This window comes from Nocardia sp. NPDC049737 (assembly GCF_040674755.1).
GTDB lineage: Bacteria > Actinomycetota > Actinomycetes > Mycobacteriales > Mycobacteriaceae > Nocardia.
Window position 1 is genome coordinate 1 of the sequence record NZ_JBFANH010000035.1, and the last position, 18785, is coordinate 18785.

Annotated in this window: 16 protein-coding genes; 7 read left to right on the forward strand and 9 right to left on the reverse strand. The window is 65.7% G+C overall.

The window, feature by feature from the left end; genetic code table 11:
* The first annotated feature begins 173 nt into the window (after nt 1-173).
* The 5 genes from AB0J47_RS35220 (at nt 174) to AB0J47_RS35240 (ending at nt 6475) form a co-directional block, all read left to right on the forward strand.
* Entirely contained in the window at nt 174-770 is a 597-nt protein-coding gene (locus AB0J47_RS35220; RefSeq protein WP_364356430.1) for a DUF308 domain-containing protein, read from the forward strand.
* Nucleotides 771-839: 69 nt separating this feature from the next.
* Nucleotides 840-2258 carry a S8 family serine peptidase gene (locus AB0J47_RS35225; RefSeq protein WP_364356433.1) on the forward strand — a complete coding sequence of 473 codons (1419 nt, stop codon included), beginning with the start codon at nt 840-842 and terminating at the stop codon, nt 2256-2258.
* Nucleotides 2259-2721: 463 nt separating this feature from the next.
* Nucleotides 2722-4110, forward strand: coding sequence for a three-helix bundle dimerization domain-containing protein (locus AB0J47_RS35230; protein ID WP_364356436.1), 1389 nt, complete (start codon nt 2722-2724; stop codon nt 4108-4110).
* A gap of 280 nt (nt 4111-4390) precedes the next feature.
* Nucleotides 4391-5158 carry a hypothetical protein gene (locus tag AB0J47_RS35235; protein ID WP_364356439.1) on the forward strand — a complete coding sequence of 256 codons (768 nt, stop codon included), beginning with the start codon at nt 4391-4393 and terminating at the stop codon, nt 5156-5158.
* A 102-nt stretch (nt 5159-5260) separates the two neighbouring features.
* Nucleotides 5261-6475, forward strand: coding sequence for a DUF418 domain-containing protein (locus AB0J47_RS35240; RefSeq protein ID WP_364356442.1), 1215 nt, complete (start codon nt 5261-5263; stop codon nt 6473-6475).
* Between the two features lie 129 nt (nt 6476-6604).
* Here the strand turns inward: AB0J47_RS35240 and AB0J47_RS35245 are convergent, their stop codons facing one another.
* Together AB0J47_RS35245 and AB0J47_RS35250 are read right to left on the reverse strand one after the other, a co-directional pair.
* Nucleotides 6605-7444, reverse strand: coding sequence for an alpha/beta hydrolase (locus tag AB0J47_RS35245; protein WP_364356445.1), 840 nt, complete (start codon nt 7442-7444; stop codon nt 6605-6607).
* Nucleotides 7441-8031, reverse strand: coding sequence for a WHG domain-containing protein (locus tag AB0J47_RS35250; RefSeq protein WP_364356448.1), 591 nt, complete (start codon nt 8029-8031; stop codon nt 7441-7443). The genes AB0J47_RS35245 and AB0J47_RS35250 overlap by 4 nt, the downstream gene beginning before the upstream one ends.
* A gap of 523 nt (nt 8032-8554) precedes the next feature.
* Here AB0J47_RS35250 and AB0J47_RS35255 point away from each other — a divergent pair.
* Nucleotides 8555-9385, forward strand: a complete 831-nt coding sequence (locus AB0J47_RS35255; RefSeq protein ID WP_364356451.1) for an alpha/beta hydrolase — start codon at nt 8555-8557, stop codon at nt 9383-9385.
* Nucleotides 9386-9610: 225 nt separating this feature from the next.
* Here the strand turns inward: AB0J47_RS35255 and AB0J47_RS35260 are convergent, their stop codons facing one another.
* Nucleotides 9611-10177: a TetR/AcrR family transcriptional regulator C-terminal domain-containing protein gene (locus tag AB0J47_RS35260; protein ID WP_364356454.1), complete on the reverse strand. Its 567-nt coding sequence runs from the start codon at nt 10175-10177 to the stop codon at nt 9611-9613.
* 185 nt (nt 10178-10362) lie between these two features.
* On the opposite strand from AB0J47_RS35260, the gene AB0J47_RS35265 reads away from it, so the two are divergent.
* On the forward strand, nt 10363-11736 hold the full coding sequence (locus AB0J47_RS35265; RefSeq protein ID WP_364356457.1) for an FAD-dependent monooxygenase: 1374 nt from the start codon (nt 10363-10365) through the stop codon (nt 11734-11736).
* 159 nt (nt 11737-11895) lie between these two features.
* Here the strand turns inward: AB0J47_RS35265 and nuoN are convergent, their stop codons facing one another.
* The 6 genes from nuoN to nuoI are packed head-to-tail and all read right to left on the reverse strand — an operon-like array spanning nt 11896 to nt 18783.
* Nucleotides 11896-13506: an NADH-quinone oxidoreductase subunit NuoN gene (gene nuoN, locus AB0J47_RS35270; protein ID WP_364356460.1), complete on the reverse strand. Its 1611-nt coding sequence runs from the start codon at nt 13504-13506 to the stop codon at nt 11896-11898.
* A complete protein-coding gene (locus AB0J47_RS35275; protein ID WP_364356463.1) occupies nt 13503-15122 on the reverse strand; it encodes an NADH-quinone oxidoreductase subunit M in 1620 nt (539 codons plus the stop codon). The genes nuoN and AB0J47_RS35275 overlap by 4 nt, the downstream gene beginning before the upstream one ends.
* Nucleotides 15119-17005 carry an NADH-quinone oxidoreductase subunit L gene (nuoL, locus tag AB0J47_RS35280; protein ID WP_364356466.1) on the reverse strand — a complete coding sequence of 629 codons (1887 nt, stop codon included), beginning with the start codon at nt 17003-17005 and terminating at the stop codon, nt 15119-15121. Before nuoL ends, AB0J47_RS35275 begins: the two co-directional genes overlap by 4 nt.
* A 1-nt stretch (nt 17006) precedes the next feature.
* Nucleotides 17007-17306, reverse strand: a complete 300-nt coding sequence (gene nuoK, locus AB0J47_RS35285; RefSeq protein ID WP_062982135.1) for an NADH-quinone oxidoreductase subunit NuoK — start codon at nt 17304-17306, stop codon at nt 17007-17009.
* Nucleotides 17303-18187, reverse strand: coding sequence for an NADH-quinone oxidoreductase subunit J (locus tag AB0J47_RS35290; RefSeq protein WP_364356470.1), 885 nt, complete (start codon nt 18185-18187; stop codon nt 17303-17305). The genes nuoK and AB0J47_RS35290 overlap by 4 nt, the downstream gene beginning before the upstream one ends.
* Nucleotides 18184-18783, reverse strand: a complete 600-nt coding sequence (gene nuoI / locus AB0J47_RS35295; RefSeq protein ID WP_364356662.1) for an NADH-quinone oxidoreductase subunit NuoI — start codon at nt 18781-18783, stop codon at nt 18184-18186. Before nuoI ends, AB0J47_RS35290 begins: the two co-directional genes overlap by 4 nt.
* Nucleotides 18784-18785: the final 2 nt, after the last annotated feature.

Here is an 18785-nt window from a genome sequence, read left to right on the forward strand (position 1 = left end):
CTGCTTGCCCGACACATGCCGCTGACGCTTGTGGTCGGGACGGTCATCGCCTGCGGTGTCGGGACACTCGTGCACATGCGCAATGCACCGCGACACGCTCAGCCGGCGTAGAAATATCGCGACCCGAAAGCAAACATTCGGTTATCCGCATCCTCTGGCCATACTATGGAGCTATGCCCGAAAACGAGAGTGCGGGTCGTGGGGGTTCGCTTGCCGACGGAGTGCGGCTGGCTGTATTTGTCGCGGGTATCGGCTCGGTGGTTCTCGGAGTGCTGATCGCCGTGTGGCCGGACAAGACCGAGCCGATGGCGGAGTTGTTGTTCGGGCTCTATCTACTATTGAGTAGTGCGATACAGCTGATCATCGCGATAGACGCCCGGTTCGGCGCGGCGCTGCGGACGTTCGTATTATTCAGCGGCGCCGTCTCGATCGCATTGGCCGTGATGGCGTTCCACAGTGCGAATTCGATCCTGCTGCTCGCGGTGTGGATCGGTCTCGGCTGGGCCGTGCGCGGGATCGTGCAGGCAACGGTGGCGGTCTGGGCCGAGGGGTTGCCTGAGGGTGGCTGGCAAGAGATGTTCGGGCTGCTGACCATGATGGTGGGATTCATCATGATCGCCCTGCCGTTCGATTCGCTGGACGTACTCGGCATGGCTGCGGGTGGCTGCGCGATCGTGATCGGCATGCTGGAAATTCTCACGGTCGCGCGCGGACGCGGCGAGGTCCACCCGGTTACGCGGTCCGCGCACATTCCGGCGGCGCCGAACTGAACTGGCGCACACCCGAGTTGGCGTTCGATCGCGCTGGCGCGATGGTCATGGGACGGGTTAACTGTCGTCATGGTGCGTACCGATAGTGGTTCGGAACTGATCGTCGTCACCCACGGTGCCCGGGCGGGTATCGATCCGAATGCGGTGCGCGAGAGTCTCGCGGCGCAATCGCGGCTGGTCGAACTACTGCCGGAAGGCGGTGCGCCGGTACGCATCTTCGGGCCGCCCAATCGATTGCCGCGGCGGATCGCGGGTACCGCTCAGGAGGAAGTGGGCGCGGAATATCTGCGCTACTTCGCCGTGCGCGGAGTCAGGGATGAACTCGAGGCGCTCGCGGACCGACTGCGTGCCGATGACGCGGTCGAGGCGGCCTATATCAAACCGCCCGCGGAACCGCCGATCGCGCCACCGGTCGTACTGGCCGATATCGCGGCCCGTCGCCTGGCGGACGCGCCGCCCGTGACGCCGAATTTCGAAGCCCGGCAAGGTTATCTGGATGCCGCGCCGCAAGGTGTGAACGCGCGCTGGGCCTGGACCCAACCCGGTGGTCGCGGCGCGGGCGTGCGCATCGTGGACGTGGAGGGCGCGTGGCGATTCACCCACGAAGACCTGCTGGCGAATCAGGGGGGAGTGATCGGCGGTGCGCCGTCGACGGATGCGGGCTGGCGCAATCACGGCACAGCGGTGGCCGGGGAGATCAGCGGTGATCTGAACACCTTCGGTATCACCGGGATCGCCGCCGATGCCGCCATCCGCGCGGTCTCGGTATTCGACGCGGGGTCCGCGGCAGCCATCCGCACTGCTGCCGACGCACTGAGCGCAGGCGACATCATCCTGCTCGAACTGCACCGGCCCGGACCGCGCCACAACTTCCAGAACCGCGAGGACCAGGCTGGATACATCGCGATCGAATGGTGGCCCGACGACTGGGCGGCCATCCGCTACGCGATCGGACGCGGCGTCATCGTGGTGGGCGCGGCAGGCAACGGTTCGGAAGACCTCGACAGCGCCTTGTACGACACCCGCCCCACCGACTTTCCGACCTCGTGGCGCAACCCGTTCCGTGGCGGCGCCGCCGACTCCGGCGCCATCCTGGTCGGCGCCGGCGCACCACCACCCGGATTCCACGGCCGCGACCATGGACCCGCACGTTCGCGACTTGCCTTCTCCAACTACGGATCCCGTGTCGACGCACAAGGCTGGGGCCTCGAAGTCACCACCACCGGATACGGCGATCTGCAGGGCGGCGCCGACGAAGACTACTGGTACACCGACACTTTCAGCGGAACCTCCAGCGCATCCCCGATCATCGTCGGCTCCATCGCCAGCTACCAAGGCTTGGCCGCCGCAGCCGCCGGGCGCAAAACACCATCCGAGGTACGGGCGCGACTGCGCGCGACCGGTTCACCCCAACTCGACGCCCCCGGCCGACCGACGACCCAGCGGATCGGCAACCTGCCCGACATCCAGGCGATGATCGCACCGTAAATCAGCGGAGGCGACGGCATTCCTGGAATGGCTTGCAGCCCAAAACCTCACGCTCGCCACCTACCGTCCTATATCGATGCCTGGCATGCCCAGGCATGGGCGGAAAGAGGAACGGCTTGTGTCGGGCGCGACGCGCGGGCGAAGCTGGAAACTTGTGGACAACGTTTAGTGTCGAAAGGTGAATGGCCCGTTGAACTTTCGGCGCGAATTCGGCGACGTTTCGGGGTGAGGCCGACCATCGACGACCCGGCAGCCGGGCTGCGATTTCCGCCCTGACCTGGGCAGGGGCGGCATGTAGCGGTGAGTGGCGGAAGTCTACGGCCACAGTCGAAGTGGGATTCACCCGCCAAGGATGGGGGTTTCGCCAGTGTCATCCCGGTCGAAAATTTCGGTAGGGTTCGGCGGCGCGGACGGGGTGGGTGCCGTCGCGACCGAAGATCGATGTGACGCCGAGGAGACTGTGGTGGGTGTCGTTACTGTCCGCGAAGAGCAGGCAATTCAGCGGTTGACCGACCGCCTGGTCGACGACTACCCGGCCGATCAGGTCGAAAGCGTAGTGGGTACAGCGCGGCAGCGGTTCGCGGGCCATCCGGTGCGGGAATTCGTTCCGATTCTGATCGAGCGAATCGCGCGCAGGGAACTCGAGGTCTCGACAAAACAGGCCGAGGCGGAAAAGGTTGCAGCGCAACCGGATCCGATCCAACAGCCCGACCCGGCGCGGGGGATCGGCCGAATCCGCACGGCTGGCCGCGAATTCGCCGCGGACAAGCGGCTCATGGGACTCGCGGCGGCGGCTCTGGTCGTTGTTCTCGCGTTGGTCATCGCCGTCGCGGCGCGCCAGCCCGACCAGCCCGCTCCGGCCAGCGCGACAGCAGCGCTGACCACCGTGCACGGCGTGGTCGGCTCGGAGAAGATGGCCTTCTTCGAAGACCCGCGCGTCGTGGATGCCTTGGCCCGCAAGGGCGTCAAGGCGCAGGTCGATCCGGCCGGATCGCGACAGATCGCGACCTCCATTGATCTCGGGAAGTACGACTTCGCCTTTCCGTCGAGTGCGCCTGCGGCGGAACGGATTCAGCGGGCGCGCAATATCAGCACCAAGTACACGCCGTTCTCTTCACCCATGGCGATCGCGACCTTCCAGCCCATCGCCGACCTGCTGACCGCGGTAGGCGTGGTGCGTCCGGGGCCGGTCCCGACCTTCGACATGGCTCGGTACCTCGAACTCGTGCGCAACGATGTGGAATGGGACAAACTTCGCGACAACACCGTCTACCCGGTGCACAAGAACATCCTGGTCTCCACGACCGACCCGCGGACCTCCAACTCCGCCGCTATGTACCTGGCCATCGCCAGCCACGTCGCTAATGACAACACCATCGTGCAGGGTCCGGCCGCCGAGCAGGCCGTGCTGCCCACGGTGTCGCGGCTGTTCGTGCGCCAGGGCTACACCGAGAACTCCACCGACGGCCCGTTCCGCGAGTACCTCGCGGCGGGTGTGGGCCCGACACCGATGGTCTGGATCTACGAGGCCCAGTTCGTCGAGGCGGCCGTGCGCGGCCAGATCAAACCCGGCATGGTGCTGACCTACCCGTCCCCGACCGTGGTCTCCCAGCACACTCTGGTGCCACTCACCGCGTCCGGTGATCGCATCGGACGACTGCTGGCCGCCGATCCGGACCTGCAGCGTCTGGCCGCCGCACACGGTTTCCGCACCAGTGACCCCAGCCAATTCGCCAAGGTCACCGCCGACAACCACGTCTCGGTACCGGGCGACGTGATCGATGTGATCGACACGCCCACCATCGACACCCTCGAACACCTCATCGACAGCGTCACCAAGTCTTACAACTGAGGTCGCATCCGAGTCAGCAGGCCACTGCGCCCACCAAGCCGGCGCATCTCGGTGCCGAGCCGTGCGCTGCCTTTTGCCAGGGGCATGTACCGGCGACCCATATGTCCAGGTCATGACCGATTGCTGAGGCGGCGCGATCGGAGGATCGTAGAGCCTGAACGGGACATATCGGATCGGGAGGTCGAGTAGCGGGGGTCGGGGGATTCGAGTAGCGGGACACTCGTGGCAAGGGGGTGTATTCGGGCCAGGCTATGGGCGGGGATGAAGAAAGGAGCGTCCCATGAGCGGGATGTTCACCAGGACGGCCAGATATGCGGCTCCATATCGGTCGGCCCCGACGGTCGGCACACACGGGATGGTGGTCTTCGGGACCGGCACCGACTGTTACCTATCGCATCGGCCGATGTTCTTCTCACCGTTCGACTTCCAGGTGCTGCTCGACATCGAATTGGACGAGCGCGGCAGTCGGGCACTCGGCGCCGACCGGCGCACCGGATTCCGCGGCGGACACGCCTTCGATCCAGCGGACCTCGCGCTCGTCGACCTCGATCCGCGCGCGGATCATCCGCGAACCACATTCTGGGGCAACCTGATTCGCGGCCATCTGGACCGGCGCGGCATCGTGATCGCACGCGACGTCGTAGCCACCGTGCGCCACGTCGTATCCTTCACACAGCTCGATCCGCATCCCCTGCGCACCGCGGAATTGTTGACTCACCTGTGCTTCGGCCGGGCCGGCAAGATGTATGTGGCGCACCGGATCGGGCGGCGGCCCAGCTTCGATCAAATCGTTTCGGCCCGGCTCATCCCCGGCACCGTCACCGACCTGCTCGGCGCCCCGCTGTCGGTCGATGTCACAGAGTTGGTATTCGATCAGGCGCAGCCGATCATCCTGGGACAGCGAGATTTCGCGGGCCAGCGGTTACGGGTCGGCGAGATCGCGGTGGCGGCCTTCCATACGACCGATACCGTCGGCGGGCAGCAGGGCTTCCTCGTCGACATTGCCATCGAGCGGCAGCTCTACCTGGAGGTCGCCGACCTGGTGTGATGTCAATACGCCGGAGGTAGCTGTTCGTGGCGGATCCGGTCAGGGCGCGAATCGGTCAGGGGGAGGACGACAGCTCGCGGGGGGCGCCATTACCTTCGGATCATGTCCGAATCGGTCCTGCACGCAACCGAATCGCGGCGGATAGCCGAAGTCGACATACTCCGCGGATTCGCACTCTTCGGGATCCTCATCGTGAATGTCGTGGTCGCCACGCTGCTGTGGTCATTCGGCGGCACCATCGACGATCCGAGCCTCGGCTTCGACGGCCCGTTCGACCATTTCGTGAACGCGGTGTTAGAGGCGCTGTTCAGCGGCCGGTTCTATCTGTTGTTCGCATTTCTGTTCGGCTATTCGTTCACGCTGCAGATCGCGGCGGCACAGCGGGCCGGGATGTCGGCGAATCCGCGGCTGCTGCGACGCTGTGTCGCGCTGATGGCGATCGGGTTGGCACATGTTTTCCTGCTGTGGATCGGCGACATCCTGACGCTGTACGCGTTTCTGAGCCTGTTTCTGATCCTGCTGCGGTGGTTGGAGCCGCGGGTCGCGGTCATCGGCGGGACGGTGTTGTATCTCGCGTGGTCGATATGGGCGTTCCTGCCGGGTGCCGGTGGAATTACCGAGGTAGCGGAGCTGCTCGATGTGTTGGCATTGCACGAGGGCTACACCGGCAGCTTCGGTGATACCTTCACGATGCAGCTGTCGGAGGCGCCGCTGTGGATCATCCTGATCTGGATCACCCAGGGAGTTCCGGCGCTCGGGATGTTCCTGATCGGGATGGCTGCCGGTAGGCGCGAGCTGTTCACGGAACAGGAGACATTGCGCCGCTGGGCACCTCGGGTGTTCATCGGCGGGCTCGCGGTCGGACTGCCGGTCTCGGCGGTGACATTCTCCTACGGGATGGGTTGGCTGGAACCGCCGTCGTACTGGAACGGGATCCAAGAAATGATCAACCCACTCATGACATTCGCATACATCGCGGGGATCATCATGCTGACTCGAGCAGCCCGCACCGCACAGTATATGGCGCTGCTCGCCCCGGCCGGTCGGATGGCGGCCTCCAACTACATCATGCAGTCGGTGGTGTTGATGGTGATCTACACCGGCTACGGATTCGCCCTAGCAGATGATGTGCCACCGGCGGGCGTCATCGGGATCGCGTTGGTGACCTATGGCGCGCAGCTCGCCTTCAGTCACTGGTGGTTGCGCGGCCACGCGTATGGGCCGGTGGAGTGGGTGCTGCGCGCTGCGACATATGGTTTGGTTCCGGCATGGCGGCGGCCGGAATACGTTCCAGTGCAGAGGGATCGATTGGCTTGACGATGCTGAGCGCGCACTGGTCCGTCGGAACTGGCGACATCTGCCCATCTCGACGAAACGTGCACGCTCAGCATCGTTTCCGCCCCGCACGGTCCGGCTTCCCCTGAGGGAAACCGGGAGCCGCGTGGGTCAGCGATCAGCGGGGACCGTCAGCGCTTCCAGGAGAGCACGAGCGAATTCGGTTGGGGTTTCCCGCACACCGCTGTGCCCACCTGGGAACTCGACCAGCGGTCGGTCCAACTCGGTCGCAAGGGTTTCGGCGGTCCGATAGGGGAGTTGGCCACGGGTTTCCCGACCTGCGGCGAGCACAAGGCGGTCCACGACGGCGGCGAGTGCGGCCGTATCGGGCCGGTAATCGGTGACCGCGCGCAGTTCATGAGCGAACATCACCGGCGCGTTACCCATGAGCCGCCCGAGCATTTCGGCGGTGCGCGCCGGGACCTCGGCGGCATTGGGCAGCGGCTTCGAGGTGACGCCCACCGCCTGCATGAAACGCCCGCCCGCGACGGCGGGTCCCTGGTCACGGGCGAGTTCGACCACCTCCTCGACCATGGCCCGGTGCGCGGGCGCATCGGGCAGGACCGCGAAGCACGGCGGCTCGTGGGCGACGACCAGGCGCAGCCGTTCCGGATGACGGGCGAGCAGGTCGAGCGCGACGACCGCGCCACCGCTGACACCGGCGACATATGCGAATTCACCTGCGGGCGTAAGGTGTTCGAGCAGACGGTATGCGTCGTCGCTGAAAACTTCCATCCGCTGGTCCACGGGTTCGGGAGCGTCCAGCACGCTGCGCGAGTAGCCACGCGGATCGGCGGCGACGACCGTGAAGTGCTCGGCGAGCGCATCGGCGATCGGGTCGAAGATGCCGGCGTCGCCGCCACTGCCCGGCAGGAGGAGCAGCACCGGGCCGTGGCCGCGCACCTCGAAATACAAGGTGGCGCCGGGAACTTCGAGGGTTTCGGATCTCACTGCGATTTCGCTTTCTCGTCGGTCGGCCAATGGGTGAGGGTGATGTGCAGGGCGTCGATCACGCGGTGCCAGGATGTGGCGGTGGAGCGGGCGTGGCCGAAGCCGCCGCTCGCCTCCAGGTTGGCATAACCGTGAAAAGTGCTGCGCAACAGGCGAACCGCATCGGTGATATCGGGTTCGTCGAGCCCGTAGGCGCGCAGCATCCCATAGGTCAGGTCGATGGCACGCAATCCGCCGGTCCAATCCGCGGCGACGGCGGGGTCCATCGGCATTTGGGTGGCGGCATAGCGGCCGGGATGTTCCAGGGCATAGCGGCGCCACTCGTCGGCAAATGCCGCGAGCGCAGCCCGTCCGGCGCGCCCGGCCACCGCCGCGGCAATGCGGTCGGTCTTCTCGTCGCTTGCCAGCATGGCCACCCGGTTACGCAGATCTTCGAGGTTCTTGATGTGCGAGTACAGGCTCGCGTCCTTGACTCCGAACTTCCTGGCCAGCGCGGCGATGGTGATGTTGTCGAAACCGACTTCATCGGCGAGCTCCGCCGCCGCCAGCGTGATCCGCTCGGTGGTCAATCCGGCGCGTGGTGACATCACATCTCCTGAAACTATGGTGCCTAGTTTATAACCTAATAGCCCTAGGTTTCGCAAGTTTCACGCGCAGACGCACACCGCATCTGGGGGTCCCGGTAGTAATCGCCGAAAATCCGAGGAAGTTCGAGATGTCGCCTGGTAGAAGGTGATTCGTGGACTCGCCGGAAGAAGAAGTTGCCTGAACGGCAATCGCGCGAGGGCTATGCCCATGGTGCGGTTCCGCTGATGATGCGGTGGATGCGCAGATGATTCAGGTTCGCTTCGAATTCGGCGACCATGGCGAGGGTTGGCAGGAACAGCTTGTCGAACGGTCGTGCCAGTCGTAGATCGAGTTGCTGAGTCCGAACAGCGCGTCGCGTTCACGTAGGCCGGTCAGGATCGCCGGCCTCAGCCATGTTCCGAGCGGGCCGGCGGCCGAGACGCTCCGAGAACTCGACGACATTTGGCCCGACCGATTAATTCGCGTGCCCATGCCGGTCAACATTCTCGGCAGACCATGACTACTTTGTCCGAGGAGATCTTGATGACCCCGACTTCGACCGCCACCACGCACACCCTCGACGTGCCCGGGGCTCGACTGCACTACGAGGTGCGCGGTAGCGGGCCGCTGGTCGTGTTGGTCGGCGCCCCGATGGATGCGGCGGCCTTCGCGCCGCTGGCGGAACTGCTCGCCACCGACCGCACCGTGCTCACCACCGACCCGCGCGGCCATCAGGGCAGCGTGCTCCATGACGCGGAACAGGACTCGACACCGCAGCTGCGCGCCGACGACCTGGCCTGCCTCATCACTCACCTCGGCATCGGCCCTGCGGTGGTATTCGGCTCCAGCGGCGGCGCTGTGAGCGCATTGGCCCTGGCCCAATCCCAGCCGGACCTGGTCACCACCGTGATCGCCCACGAACCGCCGCTGGGTGAACTGCTCGAGGACCGCGACCAGGTGCGCGCCGGAACCGAGGACGTCATCGCCACCTACCACAGCGGCGATGTGCTCGGTGCATGGCGCAAGTTCATGGTCAACGCCAACATGGTGATGCCGGAACCGGTGCTACAGCAGGTGTTCGGCGGCGAGCGCGACCCGCGCCAGCTGGCCAGCGAGCGCTACTGGTTCGATCACGAACTGCGCGGCACCACCACGTGGGAGCCGAATATCGCTGTGCTGCAATCGACTCCGGCCCGCATCCTAATCGGCATCGGCTCCGAATCGACCGGCCAACACTGCGACCGCACATCGCGGGCGCTCAGTCAGGCCATCGGAGTGACTCCGACCGTATTCCCCGGCGGACACACCGGATTCGTCGAGGACCCAGCCGGATTCGCGGTCCGGTTGCGTGCGGTACTCGCAGGTGCTGCTTAGACCGGCGAGCCGGTAGCGCAGCATCGCCTTTGTGTCGATCACCCGGGCGGGGCCGAGAATGCGCAGCGGCGGCAGACCAGAGTTGCAGAGGTCCCGGTAGTAACCGCGCGGAAAACAACGACAATGGCTTGCCCATGGCTTCGGGAGTTGGAGGTCGCGTCGTCTCTGCGCGTCAACGCCGTGTTGGTGCCACGGTCGGCGCGCGTCTGGTCCCTCGGCTGCGTGTCAGCTCGCGATGTGGGCTTGGATGCCGTCGAGGAGGAAGTCGAGGCCGGTGCGGAAGGTTTGGTCGGCGTCCAGGTGGGCGGCGTCGCGTATGACCGTGGACAGCGCGGGGAATCGGCCGGTGGCGAAGGTTCGCTCGAGATAAGGCCCGAAGCCGGCCTGCCACTGCTTCTCGTTCATCCCGGTGGCCCGCTCGGCGCGCCGCTCGGCGATCTCCCGACGCACCGCCCCGACCACGTACGCATTGACCGCGTCGACCACCGGCATGACGATGTCCACGTCGATGCCGTCCATCGCGGCCACCACAGCCTCTCCTCTGGCTAGCGCGTGCGGCCCGAGCTGGGGTCGCCCACCGATCAGGTCGGCGAACCATTCGTGTTGATGAGCGGCCTGTCGGGTGGTTTCGGCGAGGGAGCGCAACACCTCTCGCCAACCGTCGCCGGCCGGCCGGATCTCGGCGTAGACCGAATCGACCATCAGGTCGAGCAATTCCTCCTTGGTGGCGATGTAGCCGTACAGCCGCATCGGCCCGACGTCCAGTGCGGCGGCAACCTTACGTAGCGACACCGCCGGTAGTCCTCCGTCCGCGTCGGCCAGCTGGATCGCCGCTCGTATGATTCGCTCCCGGCTCAGCGGGGCCGGCACTGGTCGATTCGGTGGCTCCGGCCTCTCCCACACCAACATGCCGCTGACGATACATCGGACAGTTCGATACAGTGTATTTGATAATTCACTGTATCGAAGGGCGACTCATGAATGGGCAGACTGCATCCACGGATGTTTTGATCGCGGGCGGCGGATCCGTCGGGCTGATGCTCGCGGTGCTGCTGCGCCACCACGGCGTCAAGCCCCTCGTCGTCGAGGAGAAGCCGGAGCTCTCGCCCCACCCCAGGGCCACCGGCATCGGGTCGCGGACGTTGGAGATCCTGCGCGAGGTCGGCCTGGAGCACGCGGTCAACGAGGCCGCGGTCGACTTGCGGGCGGGGAAGATCAGAGGGCGCACGCTCGCAGAGGCCGACTTCACCGAAGGCGCGGAGTGGAAGACGAAAATCGCGGCCGAGCTCATCTACACACCAGCTCGGATCCGCGGCACCTGCGCACAGAACCGGCTCGACCGCGTGCTGATCACCAAGGCTGGCGACGTGAAGTTCGGGCTGGCGCTCGACTCCTTCGAGCAGGACTCCGACGGCGTCACGGCGACCCTGTCCGACGGGCGTGTCGTGCGGGCGCGCTATCTGGTGGCGGCCGACGGGGTGCGGAGCCGGGTCCGGCAGATCCTCGGCATCGGCCTCACCGGTCCCGGTGCGATCGGTCAGGAGACGACGAGCGTCCTGTTCCGCGCTGATCTGCGGCCGCGCAAGCCGTTCGCAATGTGCAATATCGAGCATCCGGACGCGACCGGCCTGCTGGTGACCGTCGACGGCGAACGCGAGTGGGTGTTCCTCACCCGCCTCGACACCGAGCCGACTCCCGACCTCATCCGCACCGCGGTCGGCGACCCGTCGATCGAGGTGGAGATCCGCAGTGTGCTGAGGTTCCGGGGGCGCGGCCAGGTGGCCGACCGGCTCTCCGTCGGGCGGGTCTTCCTGGTGGGCGACGCGGCGCACGCCATCCCCCCACTGGGCGCGTTCGGGCTGAACGCCGGCGTCGCCGACGCGCACAACCTGGCGTGGAAGCTCGCGCACGTGCTGCGCGGCGAGGCCGGACCCGAGCTGCTGGAGACTTATCACGCCGAACGCCATCCAGTGGCCCTCATGACGATGGAGCAGGCGCGCCTGCGGTTCAACGATCCGTCCCTGCACTGGGGAAAGGGCATGGCACAGGCGCGCAAGGCAGCGGGGGCGATAAACGCGCCGGTGGTGCACATGGGCTACCGGTATGGCGGTGCGGAGCTCCCCTCCACCGAGGACGTCGCCCTCGACCTCGACGGGTCCCCGGGATCCCGCCTGCCGCACATGTGGGTGACCGACGGGGTGTCCACGCTGGATCTCGTCGGATCGCAGTGGTGCGTACTCACGGCCGATCCCGACGTGGAGGCCGACATTCCGGTGCACCTGGTGGACGGCTGGCCGTACGGGACGGTGCTGGTTCGACCTGACGGTTTCGTGAGCCGCTCGTACGGCTAGCGCGCCGCCTTCAGGCAGGTGGCGAGCATGTCGCGGAGGCCCTTCTTCTCCTGCGGCGGTGTCCTTCTCCTGCGGCGGTGTCCAACACGAAGCCATCCCGTCGTGACCTGAGTGGAGGGCGGCGCAGCAATGCACTGCCCTTACCCGTGTAGTCGGAGGTCAGCGAACGAAAGTTGATGCGCGGTCGGACAAGTCGAGCAGCATTTGCGGGACGATACCGAGCAGGACGGTCGCGCCCGCGGTGAATGCGACGACCGTGGTGGTGAGGAACGGGGAGGCGACGGTCGGGGCGTCGGCGGGTGGGTCGGTGAAGAACATCAAGACGATGACGCGGATGTAGAAGAAGGCGGCGATGGCGCTGGAGATGACACCGACGATGACCAGATAGGCAGCATCGCCGGAAGCGGCGGCCTGGAAGACCGCGAACTTCGCGACGAAGCCACCGGTGAGGGGCAGGCCCGCGAACGAGAGCAGGAAGAGGGCGAAAATTGTTGCCAGCCAGGGGGAGCGGCGGCCGAGGCCCGCCCACTGGGACATGGCGGTAGCTTCGTCACCTTCGGCATCCCGGACCAGGCTGACGACCGCGAACGCGCCGAGCGTGCCGAGGCCGTAGGCCAACAAATAGAACAGGATGGCCGAGGTACCGGCCGCATTCGCCGCGGCGAGACCGGTCAGGATGAATCCGGCATGCGCGACGGAGGAGTAGGCGAGCATGCGCTTGACGTCGGTCTGGGTAATCGCCATGATCGCGCCGATCACCATGGTCGCGATGGCAATGGCGGCGAGCACCGGACGCCAGTCGTCACGCAGACCGGGCACCGCGATCTGCAGCACCCGCAACAGCGCACCGACTGCCGCGATCTTCGTCGCCGCGGCCATGAAGCCGGTCACCGAACTCGGCGCGCCCTGATACACATCCGGCACCCAGGACTGGAACGGCACCGCACCGATCTTGAACAGCAACCCCACGGCCAGCAGCCCCACCCCGAGCAATGCCAAGGTGCTGTTCTGCGGATGCTGGGTTATCGCATCGGCGATCCCACCGAGCTTGACCGTCCCCGCCTGCCCGTAAAGCAGCGCAACGCCGTAGAGGAAGAACGCGGACGAAAACGCCCCGAGCAGAAAGTATTTCAGCGACGCTTCCTGCGAGAGCAGTCGCTTGCGCCGCGCCAGCCCGCACAGCAGATACAGCGGCAGCGACAAAACTTCCAACGCCACGAACATGGTCAGCAGATCATTGGACGCGGGAAACAGCATCAGTCCACCGATTGCGAGCATGGCCAGCGGGAACACCTCGGTGGTCGCGATACCCGCACGGACCGCGGCGATTTCCCCCGCACTACCGGGCACCGCGGAGGCCTGCGGGGTGAACGCGTCCACCGCACCGCCGACGGCGGCCGCGGCCACACTCCACGTCCCAGGACCGGAACGTACCTGCGGCCGCGGCTGCGCACCGCGCTCGGCCATGAACAGCAGCGCCAGAATCGACACCACCAGAATCGTGCCCTGAAGAAACAGTGTCACACCGTCGATCGCCACCGCACCCACCATCACGGTCGCCTTGGTCCCGGACAACCGCAGCACCGCCACCAGTGCCGCGACCAACCCGGCCAGCCCGAGCGGCACCTGGATGGCATACCGGTGGTGGCGCGGCGCGAACGCCTCGACGAGCACCCCGACCACCGCCACCCCGAACACGATCAGCATCGGCGACAACTTTGCGTATTCGATACTCGGCGCGGGCATACTTGCCGCGAGCAGACTGCTCATTTGTGGCCACCTCCGTGATCGGCCCCCGCTGCGGGGATCGCGGGCGTCTTCGGCGCGGGATCGTGGACGCCGATGGTGGTGAGCGTCTGACCCACTGCGGGATTGATGAACTCCAGCACCGGTTTCGGATAGATACCGAGGAACAGCAGTGCCGCGATCAACGGCACCACCACCGCCACCTCGCGCGGCACCAGATCATAGAGCCGCTCGTTGCCCTCCTTGACCGGACCGGTCATCATCCGCTGGTACATCCACAGCACATAAAGCGCCGCCAACACCAACGCCCCGGTCGCGATCACCGCGGCGAATCCGTAGCGCGTGAATGTGCCGAGTAGCACCAGGAATTCGCTGATGAACGGCGCAAGTCCCGGCAGCGACAGGGTGGCGAGACCGGCGATCAAGAAGGTGCCCGCCAGCACCGGCGCCACCTTCTGCACCCCGCCGTAGGCGGCGATGGCCCGAGTACCCCTGCGCGACACCAGGAATCCCGCGATCAGGAACAGTGCCGCTGTCGAGATGCCGTGATTGACCATGTAGAGGGTGGCCCCGGTCTGCCCCTGACTGGTCATCGCGAAGATGCCGAGAATGATGAATCCGAAGTGCGAGATCGAGGTATAGGCGATCAGCCGCATCACATCGGTCTGTCCAATGGCCAGCAGCGCGCCGTAGATGATGCCGACCACCGCGAGCGTAATCACCAGGGGCGCATAGGTTCCCGCGGCATCCGGGAACAGCAGCAGGCAGTAGCGCAACATGCCGAAGGTGCCGACCTTGTCGACCACCGCCATCATCAGCACCGCACTCGACGGCGTCGCCGCCACCGCCGCATCCGGCAGCCAGGTGTGCAACGGCCACAGCGGTGCCTTCACCGCGAAGGCGAACATGAACCCGAGGAAGAGGGCATTCAACACGGCCGGGCCGGCGCCGAGCTGTCCGGCATTGGCCGCAATCACCACGGTGCGGAAATCGAAGGTGCCCGACGATCCGGATCCGAGTCCCTGCCGCGCGGTGAGCACATACAGCCCGATCACCGCGGCCAACATGATCAGACCGCCGAACAGGTTGTACAACAGGAATTTCACCGCCGCCCGTGAGCGCTGCTGGCGATGCGCGAGATCGGCACTGCGCGGCCCGAATCCGCCGATGAGGAAGTACATCGGGACGAGCATCGCCTCGAAGAACACGTAGAACAGCAGAATGTCGAGCGAGACAAAGGAAATCAGCACCATCGCCTCGACGAGCAGCGTCAACGCGACATAGGTGTGCGACACCCGCCGCCCGCTGCCGACCTCACGCTCATCGTTCCACCCGGCCAGGATCAGCAGCGGCACCAGCGCCGCGGTGAGCAGCACCAACACCAGCGCGATCCCGTCCAACCCGAGTGTGTAACCCGCGCCGAAGGCCGGAATCCACTCGTGCGATTCGACGAACTGATACTGCGCCCCACCGGGTTCGAAGCGCACGGCCAAAACGATGCCGAGCACCAGCACCGCCAATGCGACACCGAATGCCAGCCCGCGCGCCAGGGTGCGCCGCGACGCGGGCAACAGCAGCACCACCACCGCGCCGGCGACGGGCAATAACCACAGCGTGGTCAACCAGGGATAGTCACTCACCAGAGCCTCACTGCCAGCAGGGCGGCGGCCACCAGTGCCGCGCCGGTGAACATGGACAGGGCATAGGACCGCACGAACCCGGACTGCACCTTCCGGATGCGCCCGGACAGTCCGCCGATCAGTGCGGCGGTCCCGTTGACGATGCCGTCGATGCCGCGATTGTCGAGGAAGACCAGCGACCGAGTCAGATACGCACCGGGACGCATGAATACGCCCTCGTTGAACGCATCTCCGTAGAGGTCCTTGCGGGCCGCGACCGTCAACGCGGATGCCGCCTCCGGCGCGGTCTCGGGAATCTCACGCTGCGCGAACTGGTTGTAGGCGAAGCCGATTCCGACGGCGACCACGAGCAGCGCCAGGACGGTCACCACGCCCGCGGGCACGACCTCCTCGCCGTGATGCGCCCCGACAACGGGTTCGAGCCAGTTCTGCAGCGACGACCCGAGAACGAACAGCCCACCCGCGGCCACCGAACCGATCGCGAGCAGAATCATCGGCCCGGTCATCACCGCTGGTGCCTCGTGCGGATGGGTATCTGGTTTCCAGCGACGCTCGCCGAAGAACGTCATCATCATCACGCGCGTCATGTAGAACGCGGTCAGCCCGGCACCCAGCAGCGTCACCGCGCCCAATGCCAAACCGCTTGCGCCGCCTTGGTTGAACGCCGCCTCGATGATCCGATCCTTGGAGAAGAATCCGGCGAACGGCGGCACGCCGATGATCGCCAAATAGCCGAGCCCGAAGGTGATGTAAGTGACCGGCAGCAGTTTGCGTAGTCCGCCGTAGCGGCGCATATCGGTCTCGTCGTCCATCGCGTGCATGACCGAACCGGCACCGAGGAACAGCCCGGCCTTGAAGAAGCCGTGGGTGAGCAGATGCATGATGGCGATCGCGTATCCGGCCGGGCCGAGGCCTGCGGCCAACACCATGTACCCGATCTGGCTCATGGTGGATGCCGCCAGCGCCTTCTTGATGTCGTCCTTCGCGCAGCCGACGATCGCACCGAACAGCAGCGTCACCGCCCCTACCAGTACAACCCCGAGTCGCGCATTGGGCGCGAGATCGAAAATCGGTCCGGAGCGCGCGATCAGATACACACCCGCCGTCACCATGGTGGCCGCGTGGATGAGCGCGGAGACCGGTGTCGGACCCTCCATCGCGTCCCCGAGCCAGGACTGCAGCGGCACCTGCGCGGACTTACCGCACGCGGCCAGCAGCAACAACAACCCGATTGCGGTGAGCGTGCCCTCCCCAGCCTGCGGCGCGGTCGCGAAAACCGAGCCGAAGTCGATCGAACCGAAGGTCGCGAACATGGTGAACATCGCGATCGCCAGCCCCATATCGCCGACCCGGTTGACCACGAATGCCTTCTTGGCCGCCGTCGCCGCGGTCGGCTTGTGGTACCAGAACCCGATCAGCAGATAGGAGGCCAGACCCACACCCTCCCAGCCGAGATACAGCACCAGGTAGTTGTCCGCCAGCACCAGCAGCAGCATGGCCGCCAGGAACAGATTCAGGTAGGCGAAGAACCGTCGCCGTCCTGGATCGTGGTTCATATAGCCGACGGAATAGATGTGGATCAGCGATCCCACGCCGGTGATCAGCAGCGCGAAACACACCGACAGCTGGTCCAATTGGAGGCTGAAGTCCACCTGCAACCCGTCGACCGGCACCCAGCTGAAAAAGTCCTTGTGGACTGCGCGGGCGGCATCATCACGGTCGAGCATGTGGAAGAAGGCGACGACGGCGAAGCCGAACGAGGCCAGCGCGGTGGCACAGCCGAGCAGATGCCCCCACCTGTCGCTGAAGCGTCCGACCAGCAGCAAGACGACAGCACCGGCCAGCGGCAGTGCGGGCAGCACCCAGAGCGTTGCGGTATCCACGTCAGAACTTCAGCAGGTTGGCGTCGTCGACCGAGGTCGAACGGCGGGTGCGGAAGATGGTCATGATGATGGCGAGTCCGACGACGACTTCGGCCGCGGCGACCACCATGGTGAAGAATGCGAACACCTGACCGTCCAGATTCGAATGCAGCCTGGCGAAGGTGACGAAGGCGAGATTCACCGCATTGAGCATCAGCTCGATGCACATGAACACCACAATGGCGTTGCGCCGCAGCAGCACACCGGCCGCGCCGATGGTGAACAGCAGGGCGGACAGGAACAGGTAGTTCTCAGGATTCACCGCTTGCCTTCCTCGTCTGCCTCGCGGGCGGGGGTTTCGGGCTCGTTGGCCTCGGCGGCGAAGGTCGGGGTCGTACCGACCGAGATGACCGCCGCTTCGGTGAGCGCCCTGGTGCGGCGGTGCCGCAGGATGGTGCTGACCGACAGCTCCTCGAAGGATCCATCCGGCAGCCGTGCCGGAATATCGACGGCGTTGTGCCTGGCGTACACACCGGGTGTCGGCAGCGGGGTGGCGCGCTCGGAGGGACGGGCCGGATCGTAGGCGCTGCGGAAGCGGCGACGCGAGAGTTCCCGCTGATCCAGGCGCGGCCCGAAACTCTCCCGGTGCGCCAGGATCATCGCGCCGATCGTGGCTGTGATGAGCAGTGCGCCGGTGAGTTCGAAGGCCCACACATATCGGACGAAGATCAGTTCGGCGAGTTGGCCGATCGCGTCTTTATAGGCGAAGCCCTTTGCCGGATAGGTGATTCCGGAGTTGCGGATGCCGTTGGCGATACCGCTGATCAGCAGCAGCCCGAAGCCGAGTCCGACCGCGGCAGCCGAGAGCCGCTGCCCGCGTAGGGTTTCCCCGAGCGATTCGGGGGAGTCGACGCCGACCAGCATGAGCACGAACAGGAACAGCATCATGACCGCGCCGGTGTAGACGACGATCTGCACGACGCCGAGGAACAGTGCATCCTGGGCCATGTAGAAGGTGGCGAGCACGATCATGGTGGCGGCCAGGCAGATCGCCGAATGTACGGCCTTACGCGCGAATACCATGCCGAACGCGGCGATGACGGCGAGCGGGCCGAGGATCCAGAATTGGACGGTCTCGCCGGTGGAGGTGTGGGTCAGTGGCTCTCCGGCTAATGTTTGGGCGGCCAGGATGAATTGACTCACCGCGCGCCTCCTTCCGCGCCCGCCGCGGCGGGCTCCCTGGGATCGGAACCGCTGTCACCGCCGGGAACATTGCCGCGGTAGTAATCGCCTTCCGTCGCACCGGGATACATGGCGTGCGGTGGTGCGGTCATACCTTGCTGCAGCGGGGCCAGTAGCCGGTCCTTCTCGTAGATCAGATCGGCGCGGTTGTCATCGACCATCTCGTACTCGTTGGTCATGGTCAGCGCCCTGGTCGGGCACGCCTCGATGCACAATCCGCAGCCGATACAGCGCAGATAGTTGATCTGATAGACCTGCCCGTAGCGCTCGCCGGGCGAAAAGCGTTCGGTCTCGGTGTTATCCGCGCCCTCGACATAGATCGCATCCGCAGGGCAGGCCCACGCGCACAGCTCGCAGCCGATGCATTTCTCCAGACCATCCGAATACCGATTGAGCTGATGGCGGCCGTGATAGCGGGGCGCGGTCGGCACCTTCTGTTCCGGATAGGACTCGGTATTGGGCTTTTTGAACATGGTCAGGAAGGTGACCGCGAAGCCGGTCAATGGTTCCAGCAGTCCGGGCTTGGGTTCCGGACGCCGCGTCGATGGATCCGGCAGCG